This window comes from Colwellia sp. PAMC 21821 (assembly GCF_002077175.1).
Classification (GTDB): domain Bacteria; phylum Pseudomonadota; class Gammaproteobacteria; order Enterobacterales; family Alteromonadaceae; genus Cognaticolwellia.
Genome location: NZ_CP014943.1, coordinates 2273861 through 2292162, shown reverse-complemented (window position 1 = coordinate 2292162; position 18302 = coordinate 2273861). Strand labels below are relative to the sequence as shown.

Genomic DNA, 18302 nt, shown 5'->3' with positions numbered 1-18302 from the left:
CTGGCGAGTTATCTGGTTATAAAAACTTAGTTTGCTAATGCTATTAATTGTTTTAGCCTTTGCTTTTGCTTTGGATCGCTAATATTTAAACGATTTAAAACAGAAAGTGCAGACTTATTTTTTTTGTTTGAAATAAGTGCTTCTGCATAATTGAGTGCAATATTTATATCACTCCCCTTTGAGAGCTCATAAGCATGTTCCAAAGATTTTAATGCTGTCTCTTTATCTCCAGATTTAAGTAGCACCATTCCTCGTGTATCTAGAACACTTGGGTGCTTAGGTGCTAATTTAGCTGCTTCGGCAGAGTACTTCAATGCTAATTCTACATTGTTATTTTCAAGATTCAGCCAAGCTAAATTATTAAGAAAAACAACATTGCTTGGATTCTCTAATAACATCTCCTCATATAGAGGTATCGACTTTTCAGGTTGTTCCTGAAGATAAAAGTTAGCTAGAAGAGCACGAACTTGGTCAGCGGAGTCATTTTTTTCAAGAAATATTTCTAAAGTAGTTATAGCTTCTTCTGCTTTTATTGCCCTTTGTTGAGCTAGCGCGAGTAATATTACATTTTGGCTTGAAGGATAAGCTTTGTAAAATACAGTTAACTTTTTAACGGCTTCCTCAAAGTCTTTTTCAATAAAAGCAATACGCCCTTCTAAGCCTGATTTAAGTGCTGGCTTAATTTTATCGAACTGAGGATCTTGATAAAGTTTTTTGGCTTCATAGGCATCACCTGTATCTAATAATATTTGTACTTTGACAACTTTTAAAGTCAGGTTGTCTTGATGATGTTCTAACAAAGCTTTATCTAAATATTGTAAAGCTTTGTTTGCTTGTTTTTGTTTAATATAATATTCAGAAAGCAGTAACACAGGCTCTATGTGATAAGGATTTACCTGCAACCATTTTTCAATGGTAGTTATTAATTGCAGCTCGTTCTGTTGCTTTTTATAAATAGATACACGTTGTAACCAAGCTTTTTTCGGGGTCTTAACGCTGCTTTTAATCGCATTTGAAACCACTAACGCCTCTGTCAAATCACCTGAATTAATAAGTGCATCAACATATAACAAACTTAATACAATATTATCACTACTCTCTTGATAAGCGTGCTTAATTTTAGCTAAAGCTTGCTCACCAGGTTTTGACGCATAGTAATAGCGCAAAGCCTTAGCATTATTAGGATATTGCTCAACCGCTAGCTGAGAAAACTTTTCAGCTTCTTCTTTATTACCCTCAGTAAAGTTAAGCTTCGCTAACTCGGTAAGCGCAAATAAGTTATTGCTCTCTTTAAGTAAACTGGTTTGTAAGGCTTGCGTAGCTAAGTCATTTTTTTGTTGCGCAATGTAAACAGCCGCAAGCATATTATAACTACCAGCAAGATCAGGCTGTTTTTCTTGCCACTTATTAGCAACTTTAAGCGCTTTATCATAATCACCTGTTTGTAATGCTGCATAAGCAATAACAAGCTCTGCATCTTCAAGACTCGGATTTTCTTCAAGCGCTAATTCTAAATCTTCAATACCTGAAGGATCATTTAACATTAACTTTAAAATACCACCACGAATACTTTGATCTTCATTCGATTCTGTTAAACTTTCATTAACTTTTTTAGCTATAACCTTAGCTTCGTCAATGGCCCCTAGCTCAGCAAGTTGGTAACTTAAATTAGATAAAAAGCTCACTTCTTCAGAAGTAGTCGGGTTAAAACCTATCAGTGTTTCATTGATATCATCAATTAACCCTAATTGAAGTTGACTTATCGCCAGTATTTTTCTTGAATAATGGTTTGCGGGCATTTTTTTTGCGATAGCGTTTAAGTGATGATAAGTACTTTCATAATTATTTAAATTGAATGCACTCGTGCCGGCAATTAATTTTAACGCCGGTAAATTATAGTTTTGATTAAGCGCAGTTTCTGCATGCGACTTTGCAAGTGCAAAATCCTTTTTTTCGAACATTGCAACGGCTTTTACGTAGTTTGCAATAGGTTGATCACTTATGGATGCAAGAATATCATCGGCATATTTTTCAGCTTCATCATATTTATTGTCACGTAATAATGAGTTGGCTATATATAGTTTAGTTACACCTACTTTAGGCTGAAAACTTTCATATAGCTTATAATTTTCTACGGCAAGATCAAATTTATTTAAAGCAAAAGAAATATGTCCTTTTAATAATAACGCATCAACATTTTTAGGATCAGCTAATAAAGCTTCTGATACTAAAGAAAGCGCTTCATCATTATTATTTTCGGCAAAATTCATATATGCATTAGCTAAAAGTGCATAGGAATTAGATTCAGACAGTGAAGTTATTTGCAGGGTAATTTTCTGAGCCGCTTCGATTTTTTCGCTAAGTATTGCAGCAATACTCTTAAAAGCTAAGTACTTAATCTTACTATCAACCATTAAGTTTTTAGCATCTTCAGACAGGCTTGATATCTCTTCATAACTTTCAGCTAATAAATAAGCCCTAGCCAATAAAGGCACAACCTTATTAACGTCGTAGTTTAATGAATGCGCTCGCTCTAATTCTTTAACAGCAACTAAACTATTGCCTTGTGATAAATATAACTGACCAAGTAAAAATCTCGCTTCCGCGTTTTTTCCATCAATTTTCAATGCGTTTTTTAATTCTATTTCGCTTCTACTTAACTCATTTTTTTCTATTGCAGACTTCGCTTTAGCAATATGCTCTTGTGAAGTTGCACTTTCACCGCAAGCAGATACAAAAACAGCAATCCCAAAATACGTTGCTAATTGATTGAGTTTCAAGTTATCAACTCCCTGTGTTTTATTATTAATTATTTTATTATTCGTAGTATGCACTTTTCAACGAATTAAAGTAGTCTAGCAAATAAATTCTCAAGAACTTTTAAACAAAGTTAAGCGTAAATTTAACGTGATTGTTTAGATAAAAATCAATCTGTAAAAATCATTACTTGTTGTATTTATTAAATATAACCGATTATTCATCTTTAAATAAAGACAAAACATTAAAACATTGTTAACTTACATTGTTATACCGAACAAACTTCAATAAAAAGTTATATTATTGTAATAAACAGTAGTGCTGACTTTTAAACAAGTTTTTCATTTCTTCTCCTGATTATATAATAAATAAAGTAGATAAAATTGAATAAAAAAATTGAAAGCGCTAGCATTTTATTTAAAACACCTCTTTTAGGCATCTTGCTGATATCTTTTATCGTTTCATTATTAAATATTCCTATTCTAGTCACATTATGGCGACATAGTTTTGATGATGGCACATACTCTCACGCATACTTGATTCCGATTATTTCACTATACTTGTTTTATGTACTGCAAAAATCAGGAAAGCTAACGTTCAGAAAGTCCTTATCGCTTCCCGCAACGTTAATTTTTGTTTTTTCTTGTTTAGCATTATTTATAACGAGTAATGCACAAATAAGTTTAGGTTATTGGTGTTCTCTTTTAGCAGTGCTAGTGTCTAGTATTAATATGCTTTATCAATTAAACAGATACATAGTTTTCCCTAGCATATTTCTAATTTTCATCATGCCCGTTTGGGGCATGCTTACCAATATACTGCAAGATATATCTGTCAGCGTAGTCACCTACTTTATGAGCTTTACAGGGGTGCCCACATATGTAGAAGGTAACTTTGTAACCATTCCTGCTGGCGTTTTTGAAATAGCCGATGGTTGCAGTGGCTTAAGGTATATGATCGTCTCTTTAGCGATAAGCTCGCTATTTAGGTTTCTTTATATTAAAAACACCACAAAAGCAGTAGCTTTTTTTACCCTCGCTATTGTTGGGGCTCTACTGACAAACTGGATAAGAATAACGGCACTCATACTAATTGGTGAATACACCAATATGGAAAGTAGTTTAATGGAAGATCATAATACCTTTGGTTGGTATTTGTTTATTCCTTTTATGTTTATTTTGTTTTGGTGGGGCAACAAAAATTCTGATATTGATTTAACAGCCCAACAACCGGATTCCAAGCCTGAAACAACTTCACATGTAAATACAACCCAAGTTGAACGCAGCATAAATAAGCCATCTTTAGCCGTATTATTATTCATACTGGCTTTGTCATCAACAACGTTCAGCACAATGTTAATACCGGCTCCTGCCGCTGATAAATTAACAAGCGATACTAAGTTTGAAATAAAGCCACAAATTCATTTTTATGCATTTGTTATGAACAATATATCTTCAAATGACAACACCACTGAGCTTACCTATTTTTTTAATGGGAAAGATTTAGATGGTAAGCCAAGTTATTACGAGAATGACTTAATCCCTAGTGGTTGGAAGTCTTTTGGGCAAGAGAGTCGCCGAAACCAGAAAATACATAAAATATTCAATGCAGGTGAAACCGCAGTGGTTGTTGCCAGTTATGAAATTAACAAGCAACTATTTTCGTCACTTACCGCCTTTAAAATCGCCCGATTAACAACGGCGATCAAGAATATTAATCAGACAAAGCTACATTGGAAGTTTATACCTTGTAAGCAACGTAATTGCGAAGTTGAGTTACAAAACCTCTAAGGTAATATCATCAACTAAAACGCTACCCTCATAATAATTGATATGAGGTTCGCCAAACATAAAATATTCGGGATACGCACTGCCACTGGGCCATGCGGTAAAACTTTTACCCGAGAACACTTGTTGGCGATTATCAATACAATTAGGCACTAATTCTTCTGGTGTTTGATTGTAATGATAAATACAGTTTTCACGGTAATCTATTCTATCGGTATATATAGTTTGCCCGGCATTTTTAAATCGACCTTTAATAGCATATTCATAATATGAAGCCGTACGTGTAAAGGTAACGGTGTACCATTCATCAGGTAAGTAATAATCAACAGGTACATCAGATATTTTCTGCCAACTACCATCAACATAACTAATAAACTTTTTACCGAACGCTTGATGCGTCTCACTTTTTCCGTCTAGTGCAATCACATTAACCGTATGATTAAAGTTTTTTCGATTCCAACTATCAATCACAAATTTTCGATGATGGTGTATCCAAATATTATTGTGAGGCTTAGGTGGACTATCTAATATAGCTAACCAGTAAAAACCGTTATGACCAACACTTGATAACTTTCTCCAAGGCCCAGCACTTTCGGTTCCATCGTTATAACCATTCAGTTTTGACTCATCGCCATAATTTGCAAAACCAACTTTTAAACTAATACGGTATTTAGGGGGAAGCGGGTTTTTAGAACGTAGCACGACACCATCAGTATGATCTGGTGTACTAATTTTTAACACTTGGTTTTTAGCATTATATGGATCTGCAACAACATCGATATAATCAAGCACAATAGGTTTTTCGGTTCGAGTATAAAGCTCAGCAACAAGCCAATCACCCTTACCAATGGGCACCGTGTTTCTTAACGCAGTTGGGGCGATAATGTTTTGCTCTTGATAGTACTCACCAGACTCAGAGTAAGGCCCTTGATATTCGGCAGTATCATAGCGCCACTCAGGCACATCATGAAACGGAAACTCGTCGAAGTTTTGTGTATTTACTTTAATTAACGGTTGCAGCGAATCACCATCATTAGCACCGCTATAAGCCTGTTCAGAATCTGAACAACCGACAATAAAAAATAGTATAAAACTCGATAATAAAGCAAAACTTTTGTTCATATCCCTCTCCAGTGATTATCCCTAAAAATTAATTATAAGCTTAAATGCCAATTAAATTAGAACTGATTATTGACAGACCAGTGTTTAATCCCTCAGGTTAACCGCCCGCTGTACAGCTGACGGACTGAAGTCCGACCTACATAAACAATAGCCCAACATAACATCAACACCCGTAGGCCCTCTGTAGGTTGGACTTTAGTCCATCAAGTTAAATGAAATTTAACCGTTTAATCTATGTAAAGCCCCAAAACCATACCGTAATTTGCTGTAATGTTAGCGGCACATCAAGTTAATTGCCCGCTGTACAGTTGACGGACTGAAGTCCGACCTACATAAAAAACAACTCAACGTGGCATTGTTGCCCGCTGTGCAGCTGACGGACTAAAGTCCGACCTACATAAACAATAGCCCAACGTGGCATTGTTGCCCGCTGTACAGCTGACGGACTGAAGTCCGACCTACATAAACAGTAGCCCAACGTGGCATTGTTGCCCGCTGAACGGTTGACGGACTGAAGTCCGACCTACATAAACAATTGCCCAACGTGACATTGTTGCCCGCTGTGCGGTTGACGGACTGAAGTCCGACCTACATAAACAATTGCCCAACGTGGCATTGTTGCCCGCTGAACGGTTGACGGACTGAAGTCCGACCTACATAAACAATTGGCCTACATAAACAATTGGCATTTAAAACCTAGCCTGTAAACCAAGTACTCGCTAGGTAAAATTATTTGAATATTAATAATCATTCAACAATTCGGCTTTTAACCAAGGTAAATCACTGGTTGTTGAATACATCCAACCAAAACGTCGCGGCGGCTTAAGACCCCAGTAGTTTTTCTCACGTTCGTTTTCTTGTGCTTTTTTTAATCTAGTATACATTCCTGCACATTGCTCTAATAATGCATTAAATAAAGTTTTTACGAGAAAATTATCCTGATTATTTTTTTTCTTAATATATGCAGATTTACCCAGTAATGCGGCGACATCACAAGCATGTTGCGGATCGGTCCATTGATTCAACTCTTCTTGCTTAGGGTTGTTAATTGACACAATATATTTAGGAATAACAATATTCTTAACTCTGGCATTACCATAATAAATACCATAATTTAAAACAAAGTCGCCAAAGGCATCAATTAATGACGCTGAACGCACATCACCCGTTAGTTGATAGAAGCGCCACAAGGCATCACCTAATAAAGCCATCATCCAAGGCGAACATGCAGGTGTATCATCACCCCAACCCTCATGTGATTTATAGCCATGTTGAGGGCAACCTCTTAACGCCCAATCATTACCAGGGTTAAACGTCATTTTCACAGTGGCATCAATAATGTCATTGATACGAGCTAGCGCGCCGGTATCATTGGTTAGTTCCCAATACGAAACAGCAACATTTAACGCTGCAGCTTGGTTACGTTCAGTCCAAAACCCACTCCTTAAACTATAGCTTTCATTCCAATCAAATGAACGCTCAAAAATTCGCTTTAAGGTGTTTTTTGCTTCAACATCTCCGCTAAGTAAATACCGATACAACAAGCCTTTGGGCATTAAATATTTCGCGTCAAAGCTTTTTTTCAGTACGAATAAGCCACTTTCATCAATATTATTAATATAAAAATCTGTAAGCTCATTGGCTTTAGTTAGCCATTCATTTTCACCAGACATTAAAAACAATTGATAAATAGCTTGAGGGCGGTCATACAACCATTGGCTTGCTTTGCGAGCGGGATAACCTTTTTTAGTTAATAAGGCTTGGTTCGTTATATAGTAGGCGTATTTTTTCTGCGGCTCTGTATACCAATCACTGTCTACAGCTTGTTCAGGGTGCAGTAATATACTTTGCACCAACCACGGCTTTGAAGGATAAACAAGCTGGCTTACATTACTTTCAATTGCATTAATCTGCTGAACAGAAAGTGCTTTATCTGAACTATCCCAATTAAGAGTCATTGTTTTAGCGCTATGCTGTAAGGCACTAACCTCAATCGACAGCAAACGAATAAATTGCTCTTTTTTCAACGATGGCCAAGTATTAATCACCTTATAGCTAGCTTTAATCGGGTTGCTATTTTCGGTTAGCGAAAACTTACTGGCCAAAGAAATGCGCTGATTTGGCATAGGTAACAATAAAAATAACGAACCTTCAACTGATGCGTTTTTAATGCTACTAACATCAAATGTAATATTATTTTCAGCGCTAGCGCTACAATTTGAAAAAACACATAAAACAATATAAACAGCAATAAGCGCTAACTTTAACATCATAAATCCTTATATTAACGATACCAACCAAACTAAGACTGTACTTAATTGGTATTACCTACACTAAAAGTAGCAAATACTGGCCGGTGATCGCCATTTATTGCATCAATAACTTCAACAGTTTTTAACGTAAAGTCGTCAGAATATAAAATATGGTCAATTCTTACCCCGTGCCACACGGTATGTTTGGTGGCGTTAAAGCCAATACCTTTGGTGCCAATAGCGTTATTTAAATGCGCAAAATTTCGCTGATAAGTATTTTCATCTTCGGGCATATTAAAATCACCCGCAATTAGGGTGTGACTTTTATTTTCTGACCACAAGCTGACTAACTCGGCTTCAAATTGTCGATTACTTTCTATTGTATTCGCCAATGAAAAATCAAAGGTACGATGTATTAAGCCCATAAGCACCGAGCGAGGCGTTTCAAAATGCACGTTAGCTAAAGAAACCAAGCCAAACTGAGTTTCAATTTCATAAAAAACGGCAAAGATCCCCCATCCTTGAAATAGCTTTCTACTAAGCACTTTAACTTGTTTGAATGGGTATTTACTAAAAATGCATAAGCCTGAAACACACTCCTTAAAATCATAATCATTAAATAACTTATCAAGCTCTACTCTTCTAGCTTCCTGCAATAAAATAATGTCGGGTTCTTTACTAAAGCCAATAAAATCAAGTTCTTTCTTTGACCCTCCACCGCCAATATTAGCACTTAATATTGATATTTCTGAAGTTGAAGTTGAACTTGAAAAGTATGAACCTACGCTAGGCAGTTGAAAGTCTAAATAATTAAGCGATAACAAAAGTAATAAAGCAGAAAACTGCCACTGTCGTTTTGACAAATAACGCCAAAAAACGAACAAGCCAATAACACAAAGCAATAACCACCAGCGGGGGCCAAATAATAGCGCATATTTAGGAATAGTGAGTATGCCATTAGCCGGCCACCAAGGTAACAACGTAACCAAAGCACACATAAAACAACAAAATATAAAATATGCTTGGCTTAAAGGTTTCAAAAGTGACTTGGTGCTATTTTTCATAAAGTGCTAAATACTTTTCCGCAGATGACTGTATCGAAAAATTAGCACTTATATAATTAAAGGCTTCAAGCCCTAAGGTTTCTAAAATCGCTTTATCGTTTTCTATACTGCTAATAATTTCTGCTAGCTTATTATTATCGTCATATTCAAATAGCCAACCGGTTTTCTGGTCTACAACCAGTTTAGGGTTGCCTCCAACATTCGTTGCAATAACAGGAATTCTATTCGCCATAGCTTCAATAATAACCATCGACAAACCTTCAGTTTCTGAACAAACAACTAGTGCGTCAATGTTTGAATATATTATCTCTCTGTCATTAACCATGCCATGAAAAGTAACCGCCACATTTGGTATCGCTTGTTCCTTATAAGCCATTAAGCTTTTTAAACAATCCCCGTCGCCAAAAAAATGTAGTTCAATGCTATTTTGCAAATCAACATCAAGAATATTAACCGCTTTTAATAGACCTAATTGATTTTTTAAAGGTATCATTCGCCCTACTGAGCCTAGCTTTATCTTTTTACTACTTTGGGTAATGCTTCTTATGGGATCAATTATCACGCCATTATCGATAACAGAATGAGGAACCTCAGGTAAATGGTGCTGCTTTTTAAAGTTTTCCATGCCTTCTTGTGACACAAAGGTAATTGCATTAAAACAAGACTGAACTTTCACATGCAACTTCTTCCAATGTTCAGCTTTAAGTGGAGCCGCGCCATGGCGGGTGTAAATAAGTTTTCCTTTGAAAAAAGGAATAACCACCTGAAGAAACTTTAAAGCATGAGGACTATGTATATGCAGAACATCTACTTTTTTGAAACGAATGAATACTTGAATTAATTTGAAAATAGCAGAACGACTACTACTAAAAAAAGTTATATTTTCCGCCGCACATTCAGCTTCAAGTTGCTCTCCAGGTTGGCCCAATGAAATAATTATCGGTTGTTGCCCGTTATGCTTTTGTGTGCGACACAGGTCGATCACAAAACGTTCAGCGCCGCCAACCTTCAAACTGCCCACTATATGAGCAACTTTTAACCCTAATTTTTTGTCTTGCATAGTTATTTTCTTGAATTAATTTAGATATATTTATAAAACTAGGTAGAATGATAATTGAGTTTCAACACTATTGATATGTTCAATATTATATTTACAATTTATGCCAAGGATGTATAAATAAATGACTACCCCAATAAGAGTTTTGGAAGTTGTTCAGAGTCTAGAAAAAGGCGGCAGAACAACAAGGTTTTCTGATACCGTATCGGGATTAATCGCACAAAAAATATATACTGTTCCGTTATGTTTTTCTAAACCCGAATCCTGGGTTAACATCCCAAATTTACAAGTTATTGAAAAAGCACAGGGTATTAATTGGCAACTAGTCCTTCAAATAAGAAGAATAATAAAACAGCATAAAATTAACCTTATTCACGCTCATTGTGAATTTAGTCAACTATATGCAAGTGTTGCGGGCTTTACCTGTGGCGTAAGAACCATTGCAACTTTTCACCGTTCCGACTTATCGAAATACCAACCTAATACGGTCAATAAATTAATTAAATTATTTGCCTCACAATATATCGCAGTTTCTTATGACCGACTTTCATTGCTAACCAATAATTTAGGCTTGCCTAAAGAAAAATGCCATGTGGTGCATGGTGGTGCAAACATTGGCGAAAAGCCCACTGAAGTTTCAATTAATAACGCACGTAATGAAGTAAATATAGCTACCGACCAAATAGCACTATTGAGTATTGGTCATTTAGGCCCAATTAAAGGCCATCAAGATACGATAGTCGCATTGGCGAACCTAATAAACACCAATGTAAATATACACCTTTATATCGCTGGAGAAGGCTCGCCTACCGAGAAAAAAGTACTGACAGATTTAGCGCTAAAACACAATATTGATAAAAGTATTACCTTTCTCGGCCAAATCAAAAATGTACCAACGTGGCTAGAGGCCTGCGATATATTTATACAACCCTCAATAGAAGAAGCCTTTGGTTTAGTTTTTGCTGAAGCTGGTGCCAAAGCAAAACCGGTAATTGCTACAGCCGTGGGTGGTATTAAAGAGATTGTAGTTTCACAAGAAACCGGAATTTTAGTCCCACCTGCTTCACCGAAAGCATTAGAAAAAGCCTTAGAAACTTTGATAAACTCAACAACATTACGAACGCAATATGGTGATAACGGCTATAAACGCATAGTTGAAAATTTTTCTCTTACGAATATGGTTGATAAATACATTGAAATTTTTAAGCGCGTTATTTAATAAAACACATATGGAAAATAAATAATGGAAAACGTACAAGTAACCGTCGTTATTACCCCAAGAGACAGATATTCTGGTGTTATTGAATGTATAGAAAATTTATACAATGTCACCACACAACCCTTTTATTTAAAAGTGCTCGATCTTGACTACCCTGCAGCAATAAAAAAACAGCTAAAAAAATTACTCGCCACTAAAGAGAATGCAGAGCTAATAAAAATGGGCTTAATCATTCCTATGGAGGCAGTAAGGAAGGTTAGAGGCGATATTACAACACCCTATGTCATGTTTCTTGATAATGATTCTAATGTTACAGACAACTGGTTACCTCCTCTACTTGAAATAGCAGAGCGTGCAGACGTTGCCGTTGTTAACCCATTAACATTGGAAAAAGCAGGTGTAGATATAGGCGCGCCTTTGCGTAATCATTTGTTCACCAATGAAATTACCTATTTAACCATTAATGGTGAAGACTATCTTATTGAAAAAAAGCATCTTAGGCGTGCGCTTCCACAAGATATTCCAAAAGAAATCACCCAATCAGAAATGTTTGAACTTCACGGTGTACTTTTTAACACCCAAGTATTAAAGCAACTTGAATTACCTCAAATGGTGATTAGAGAGCACATTGATATTGCAATGCAAATAAAGAAAATGGGGCTTAAAATATATTCTCAGCCGAATTCAATTGTCATCTTTGATAATTTAGGTACACGTATGGAATATGCTGATATGCGTTTCTTTTTCTTTCGTTGGAAAAAAAGCCTAACTTGGCAAGCCTCTCGACTGTTTGAGCAACGCTGGGGATATAAATTTTATGCAGAAGAAGCAATGTACCATTGGGTATTTCGACGTCGAATTTTCTTGTATTGTCGTTGGTTGCATATACCTATAGGTCTTGCTAACAATATTACTCGCGTTGCCGCCAAAATAAAAACAATGATAAAGCCCGTTTGGGATCCAGTGAAAGATCCTGAAGAAAAATCTATTAACTTCTTTATTAATAAGGAGTTTAAATGAACTATTCTATAAGTGTTGTTATACCGTTTTATCATGCAGAAGAGTTTTTTGAAGAAGCTTATAACTCAATTAAAGCCCAAACGCTTTTACCGCTCGAGATCATTGTAGTTATTGACGGCTGTGGCGCTAAAGCTGAAAATTTCTTAAGTAAATTTGAAGACTTAAAAGTTATCAGCTTAGAGCAAAATGGAGGCCCTGCTAAAGCACGTAATACAGGCGTTAAAAGTGCTAAAGGTGACTATATCGCGTTTATGGATGCTGATGACAAATGGGAACCTGAAAAACTGGAGCTACAATTAGAGTTTCTACAAAACAATCCTGAGTTCAGTTCATGCCATACAGCTATAAAAACCTTTATTGGCCAAGAGGTTATTGCAACCTTTGATAACAAACCAACAAAACTGACTATCGAAGACTTATTAGTCTCGAGCCATGTTGTACCCACTTCATGGCTAATAAAAAAAAGTGCCTTTGAAAAAGTAAATGGCTTTGACACAAATATACAATGCTCTGAAGATCATGACATTACACTTAGGCTAGTTATTGCAGAAGAGCATATTGGCTTCTTGAAAGCGCCTTTAGCTTTTTTGCGCAGAGAGGGTCACGGTAATATTTCATCAAATGGCCGCAAAATTTTTATTGGCCACAGGCAACTACTCAAAAAACACAAATCGCTATTTAACAAACACCCAAAATTAAAGTATTTCTTTATGTACAAAACTTGTATGACCGCTGGTGGAAAATCACAAGGATTAGAACAAAAAATTTATTATTTAATTGGTAGAATCATATGCCTATTTGATAAAACGGTAAAATAAAAATGAAATTAAATAGAAAAGCTCTTTATGTTACACCCGTAGTTCCCGATAGGTATGGTATTGGCATACAGCAGCGTTCATACAGAAACTTGAACCTTCTTACAGAGCAATATCAAGTTGATGTTATAATTGTAAATAATAAAAAAACAACCTTAAACTTTAGTGGTTTAAACGTAAATTCAGTCACTTGGCTATCTGTGCCATTTTATAGTGACACTCCCAAAAAATTTAAAAAAATCCCTGGTTCCTATGTAATATGGCGTATTGCAAATCTTTTACTTATTCCATTAAGTATTGCAACTAACACCGCTAAATTTAGGGTTGTATTATCTGAAATCAAAGAACAACATTATTCTTACGGTCTTTTCTTTCGTATTGGAGTTGCTTGGTTACACCCATTCGTTTTAAAGGCACTAAACTGTAAAATAGAATATTCAACCGTAGATTATGACGATATAGAGTCAATTGCCAAAAGACGAAGTTTAGCTATCACTCGAAATAAATCAGGCTTTCAAAAATATCTATCCGTGCTTATTGAGAGCAAATTAGCCGCTAAGCATGAACGTAAGTATGTAAAATCGTTTGATTCAGTGTGGGTTTGCTCTGACATTGACAAGAAAAAATTACAGACATTACCTAATAGTTCAGCCCAAATAGTAGCCATGCCAAACACCATTTACATTCCTGAGAAATTACCGGAAAGCTATGGCACTCAATCCATATTAATTCTGGGCGCTATGAGTTACTTCCCTAATGTAGATGCCGTACAATTTTTTTGCAAAGAAGTATTACCCACTTTAAAAGAAAAATCAGGCAATAGTATTCAATTATATATTGTTGGTTCATCGCCAGAACAAGAAGTAATAAAACTAGATGAAATAGAAGGCGTTACAGTAACAGGCAGAGTTGAAAGCGTAAAAGATTACTACATGCAGGCTGATATAGTTATAGTGCCTATACGTTTTGGTGGTGGTACGCGTATTAAAATTCTTGAAGCGATGGGATATGGCCGAACAGTTATTTCAACAACCATTGGTGCTGAAGGGATAGAAGGAAAGCATGAAAAAGACTTTATCATTGCAAATACGGCTGAAGAATACATAACAGCATGTCTGAAATACTTAGAACAACCACTACTGCGCCACGAAATTGAAGCTAACGCACGTGTTTTTGTAAAAGAAAACTTTGGTTTTGATTTAGCCAAAGATATTTTCGAACGAGAAATATCACAAAAAAATAGAATAAATCAATTGTTTTGTAATAAATAAGTGCTTATTAACTCATTCATTCTAACTTATATATAAGAGGAGGTATCTTGTCTTCTACGGAAATTACCATCGGCATGCCACTGTATAATAATGCTTCTACGTTAAATAGAGCGATAGATTCTATAAAAGCTCAAACGTATACACATTGGAAACTTATCATTTCAGACGATGGGTCTACAGATGAAACTACACGCATATTAGACAGTATTGATGATCCGAGAATAGAGGTTTTTCGCCAATCTAAAAACCTCTATTTTAAGAATTTCAATTTTGTACTAGATAATGCCCAAACACCTTATTTTGCATGGTTGGCTGGCGACGATTATTGGAATACTGATTTTTTAAATAAATCGATACAATATTTGCGTGAAAATAAAAACTGCACCTTAATTTCATCTAAATGTAATTTTGAAGATGAAAATGGCGTTTTTCAGGGTGTTTCTACTGGTACTTATCCTATTACTGGCGATACAAATGTGCGTATTGCTAAGTACCTAAAATCTCCATCTGATAATTCACGTATGTATGGTCTTTTTCGAACCGAGCACCTAAAAAAAAGCATGCCACATAAAATCTTTCATGCTTGGGATTGGTCTCTATGCGCCAGAAATTTACAATATGGTGAACACCATGAATTGGATGAAGTTCTTATACACAGAGAAAAAACACATACTCAAAATTATGTTAAAAGTATTGAAAGAGATGAAGTGTCAATATTAACGCGATACTTCCCCTTAATGAGATGCTCATCAGATATTCTGAACAATGGCGTTAAAGCATCTCGCGCTGTTATAAAAAGTTTAATTTATATTAATATTCTTAAACATTGGGAATATATTAAATTTAAAAATAATTTTCTATATAAAATAATGACACCTCTTTATTGGCGTTTACTAAAAAAACTAAAGTAACTTGTATAAAACTACCTAACTTAAGTAAAATAATGATGGTCGCCATATAACCCCATTAACCTAAAGTTATTATAATAAACTGATTAAATTAGAGAGCATATGAATCGCATAACACACGAACTATTTTTATTTTTGAAGCTAGCCATTTATTATTTCGCAAGTATTCTACCCAAAAATAAAAAAATATGGGTTTTTGGCTCTTGGTTTGGTGAACACTATAGCGATAACTCACGTTATTTATTCGACTATGTAAATAAGCATCAAAAAAATATTAGAGCTATTTGGATTTCTAAAGATAAAGAAATTGTAAGAGAAATAAATGACTTAGGCTATGAGTCTCATTATTTTTTATCGTTAAAAGGTATTTGGCTTCAATTAAATGCGCACCTAGTGCTGGTTTGTCAATCTACACATTCAGACTTGTTTGCCCCATCGATTGGTAAAAAAGCTAAAGTTATACAATTATGGCATGGCATACCATTGAAAAATATTATGTATGACACTTTTGAACAAGAAACTAAAAACAAAATGACGCCATACATTAATAATAGCTATGATTACTTAATAGCGACTAGTCCGGTTACACAAAAAGTACTTGCAAAAGCCTTTAGGATGCCCTTGGAAAAAACGTTGCTCACAGGCTTCCCGCGAAACGATGCTTTTTTTCCACCAATTCAGCGTATAAAAAATAAAAAATTCAAGTGTATTTACATGCCTACATTTAGAGGTGAGATAGGTGAAGAGTGTGATCTTTTTGTTAAATACGGGTTTAACTTTGAGGCTATAGACACTCTGCTAGCAAGTAATCATATAGAGTTAGTACTAAGAATGCACCCTGTGAATAAACCTCCTCAGGATTTAAAAAAATTAATTCAACAATCATCAACTATACGTTTTGATTTAGGAAGAGATATATACGAAACTATAGCTGACTATGATTGTTTAATTACTGATTATTCAAGCATTTATTTTGATTTTTTATTATCAGATAAGCCTATTATATTTGCTCCATTTGATATGGAAACATACTTAAAGAAAGAAAGGGAACTATACTTTAATTATGATGAAGTTACCCTTCGTCCCTCATGCATGAATTGGACACAGATAATAGAAAGGTTGTTAGAAATTAAAAATAATGGTGTTACTGATATGTATCAAACTGAATACCAAGAACTAAAATTGCGCTTCCACAACCCCCCATTAAATACAGACACTCCATATTCAGAAGCACTTTTTAAACAGTTAGTAGAATTATAAAACTCTAGTTATTTGATGCCTAAAAAATCAGGAAGATCAAAAAACCAGCTAAACCTGAATATTGATACAGGGCCTATCCAGCCATTAAGCGTTAACCCAGTGGCTGGTCACTCATTATTTTCAATAATACTTATATGCTATAAAAAACGCTGGAGACTTTCTTCTATTATATTAGCGCAAGCATCTGCTTTACTTTTATTTGCAATAAGCAAATTAGTATACTCAATTCTTTTACTAGAGAATTCAAGCGGATTTAATATACTTCGTTCTACAGCCTCTTTTATGCCATTTAAATCGTTTACTTCAATACCCAAATCACGAAATTTGTATTCAATGCTATTTTCGTTGTAGTTTTGATATGTTTTCTGTCTTGGGCTATTGAATAGCACTAAAGGTTTATCCTTTGATGCAAACTCCATAATCGCTGACGATACATCAGAAATCATAATATCAGCTAATATAATTAAGGGCGTCAAATCTAAATCACGCACAAGAATAATCCTATCATCCCTTTTAGCTAACTCTTCATACATCACTACATATTCATTTTTAGTAGAGCCATGCAACTTAATAATTAAGCTAAAATTTTCTTCTGGAATAATATCAGCAATATCTTCTTTCACAAAAGGAATAGCTGATAGCTCCTCATTAAATGTTGGCGCAAACAATATGTACTTTCGATTACTCCCCTGAAGACCAATCGATTTTTCGACGTCAGATCGTGAGATAGACCCATTAAATAAATTATCTAACTTAGCCATACCTGTTACCATAACAGGGGTGGTTATAACACCTTGTAGAGCTTCTTTATGATATTGACCAGGTACGCATACCAAATCTGCTCTTTCTTCGCGACGAGCCAACTCTGTATCTAAATAATATTGTCCTTTAGATAATATTCCATGACCAACATTTACGATTTTACCGCAACCGAAAACCCAGTCATAAACCGCGTCTGCTACAAACGTAACCCGAGCCTCAGCATGGCTGGGGTTTATATACATTTTTTCTCCATAAGACCTCAAAACCTTTAGTTCTTCAGTAGAAAAACCAGCTCTTATTTTCGGTGCGTATGATTTATAACCAAAACAGATTTCAACTTCTGGGTGTGATTGTTTTAATTTGACATATAACGGAATCAATATAGGTATGTGCACATTTTTAAAGAAGTAGAACATCACTCTATTTTTAGAGTCGCCGTTGGCTTTGTTTACGTGTGGAAGTAATTTATGAAATTTACGCGAAATTTTTTCATGTAACGTCCCACCACGAAGCCTTATTTGTCGATAATCCATGCTGTTTCTCTATCGTTCTTTAACTATTTCAATCAATTCCGTTGTAGATATAGAAGGTGTTCGCTCTAAATAGACAACTTCACATATATCCTTAAATTCATCGAATTTACCTTTCCAATCATCCCCATTACCAATACATCAGCGTTATAATGTTTAATATACTCAGCTTTAAGTTCTAGAGAAGTCTCTGGGAAGCATAAATTTACATAACGAAGACTATTAATAATTTTCATCCTATCATTTTCATTGTAAATAGGATTTCTACCCTTCTTATCAAAATTCAAGCTATCCGTTGAAACACCTACAATTAAAGTATCTCCTAATGCTGCCGCTCTTTGTAATATATTGACATGTCCCACATGAAATACATCAAACGTCCCAAACGTTAATACTGTTTTCATACTATTTACTCTTCTTAAAACTATAATTATTATTAGCCTACATTAAGTCATGAGCATATTGAATTATATTTAAC

The 18302-nt window shown here is 35.1% G+C and carries 13 protein-coding genes and 1 pseudogene; 7 read left to right on the top strand and 7 right to left on the bottom strand.

Going from position 1 to position 18302, the window contains the following annotated elements; all coding sequences use genetic code 11:
• Positions 1-26 precede the first annotated feature (26 nt).
• Positions 27-2780, bottom strand: coding sequence for an XrtA/PEP-CTERM system TPR-repeat protein PrsT (gene prsT / locus A3Q33_RS09800; protein WP_196798079.1), 2754 nt, complete (start codon positions 2778-2780; stop codon positions 27-29).
• Positions 2781-3140: 360 nt separating this feature from the next.
• Here prsT and xrt point away from each other — a divergent pair, with 360 nt between their 5' ends.
• Positions 3141-4547, top strand: a complete 1407-nt coding sequence (gene xrt / locus A3Q33_RS09795) for an exosortase (RefSeq protein ID WP_196798078.1) — start codon at positions 3141-3143, stop codon at positions 4545-4547.
• Here xrt and A3Q33_RS09790 read toward each other — a convergent pair.
• The 4 genes from A3Q33_RS09790 to A3Q33_RS09775 all read right to left on the bottom strand — a co-directional run bounded on the left by A3Q33_RS09790 (position 4533) and on the right by A3Q33_RS09775 (position 10042).
• Positions 4533-5666 carry a hypothetical protein gene (locus tag A3Q33_RS09790; RefSeq protein WP_081179771.1) on the bottom strand — a complete coding sequence of 378 codons (1134 nt, stop codon included), beginning with the start codon at positions 5664-5666 and terminating at the stop codon, positions 4533-4535. The two genes, xrt and A3Q33_RS09790, sit on opposite strands and share 15 nt — an antisense overlap.
• A 740-nt stretch (positions 5667-6406) precedes the next feature.
• Positions 6407-7936, bottom strand: coding sequence for a hypothetical protein (locus tag A3Q33_RS09785; protein WP_081179770.1), 1530 nt, complete (start codon positions 7934-7936; stop codon positions 6407-6409).
• 44 nt (positions 7937-7980) lie between these two features.
• Positions 7981-8982, bottom strand: a complete 1002-nt coding sequence (locus A3Q33_RS09780) for an endonuclease/exonuclease/phosphatase family protein (RefSeq protein ID WP_081179769.1) — start codon at positions 8980-8982, stop codon at positions 7981-7983.
• Entirely contained in the window at positions 8972-10042 is a 1071-nt protein-coding gene (locus A3Q33_RS09775) for a glycosyltransferase family 4 protein (RefSeq protein ID WP_081179768.1), read from the bottom strand. The genes A3Q33_RS09780 and A3Q33_RS09775 overlap by 11 nt, the downstream gene beginning before the upstream one ends.
• Before the next feature lie 121 nt (positions 10043-10163).
• On the opposite strand from A3Q33_RS09775, the gene A3Q33_RS09770 reads away from it, so the two are divergent.
• From A3Q33_RS09770 to A3Q33_RS09745, 6 genes are all read left to right on the top strand, one after another.
• On the top strand, positions 10164-11258 hold the full coding sequence (locus A3Q33_RS09770; protein ID WP_081179767.1) for a glycosyltransferase family 4 protein: 1095 nt from the start codon (positions 10164-10166) through the stop codon (positions 11256-11258).
• Between the two features lie 24 nt (positions 11259-11282).
• A complete protein-coding gene (locus A3Q33_RS09765; protein WP_081179766.1) occupies positions 11283-12278 on the top strand; it encodes a glycosyltransferase in 996 nt (331 codons plus the stop codon).
• Complete coding sequence (locus A3Q33_RS09760) at positions 12275-13096, top strand: glycosyltransferase family 2 protein (RefSeq protein WP_081179765.1); 822 nt, start codon at positions 12275-12277, stop codon at positions 13094-13096. Before A3Q33_RS09765 ends, A3Q33_RS09760 begins: the two co-directional genes overlap by 4 nt.
• 2 nt (positions 13097-13098) lie before the next feature.
• The gene (locus tag A3Q33_RS09755) at positions 13099-14364 is read left to right on the top strand and encodes a glycosyltransferase family 4 protein (RefSeq protein WP_081179764.1); all 1266 of its coding nucleotides are present in this window, start codon (positions 13099-13101) and stop codon (positions 14362-14364) included.
• A 47-nt stretch (positions 14365-14411) separates the two neighbouring features.
• Positions 14412-15275 (top strand): glycosyltransferase family 2 protein, encoded by an 864-nt coding sequence (locus A3Q33_RS09750; RefSeq protein WP_081179763.1) that lies wholly within the window; start codon positions 14412-14414, stop codon positions 15273-15275.
• A 99-nt stretch (positions 15276-15374) separates the two neighbouring features.
• Positions 15375-16532, top strand: a complete 1158-nt coding sequence (locus tag A3Q33_RS09745) for a CDP-glycerol glycerophosphotransferase family protein (RefSeq protein ID WP_081179762.1) — start codon at positions 15375-15377, stop codon at positions 16530-16532.
• Between the two features lie 137 nt (positions 16533-16669).
• Here A3Q33_RS09745 and A3Q33_RS09740 read toward each other — a convergent pair whose 3' ends face one another.
• Positions 16670-17827 (bottom strand): CDP-glycerol glycerophosphotransferase family protein, encoded by a 1158-nt coding sequence (locus tag A3Q33_RS09740; RefSeq protein WP_081179761.1) that lies wholly within the window; start codon positions 17825-17827, stop codon positions 16670-16672.
• Between the two features lie 9 nt (positions 17828-17836).
• Positions 17837-18228 (bottom strand): annotated as a pseudogene (locus A3Q33_RS09735) (FAD synthase family protein).
• Positions 18229-18302: the final 74 nt, after the last annotated feature.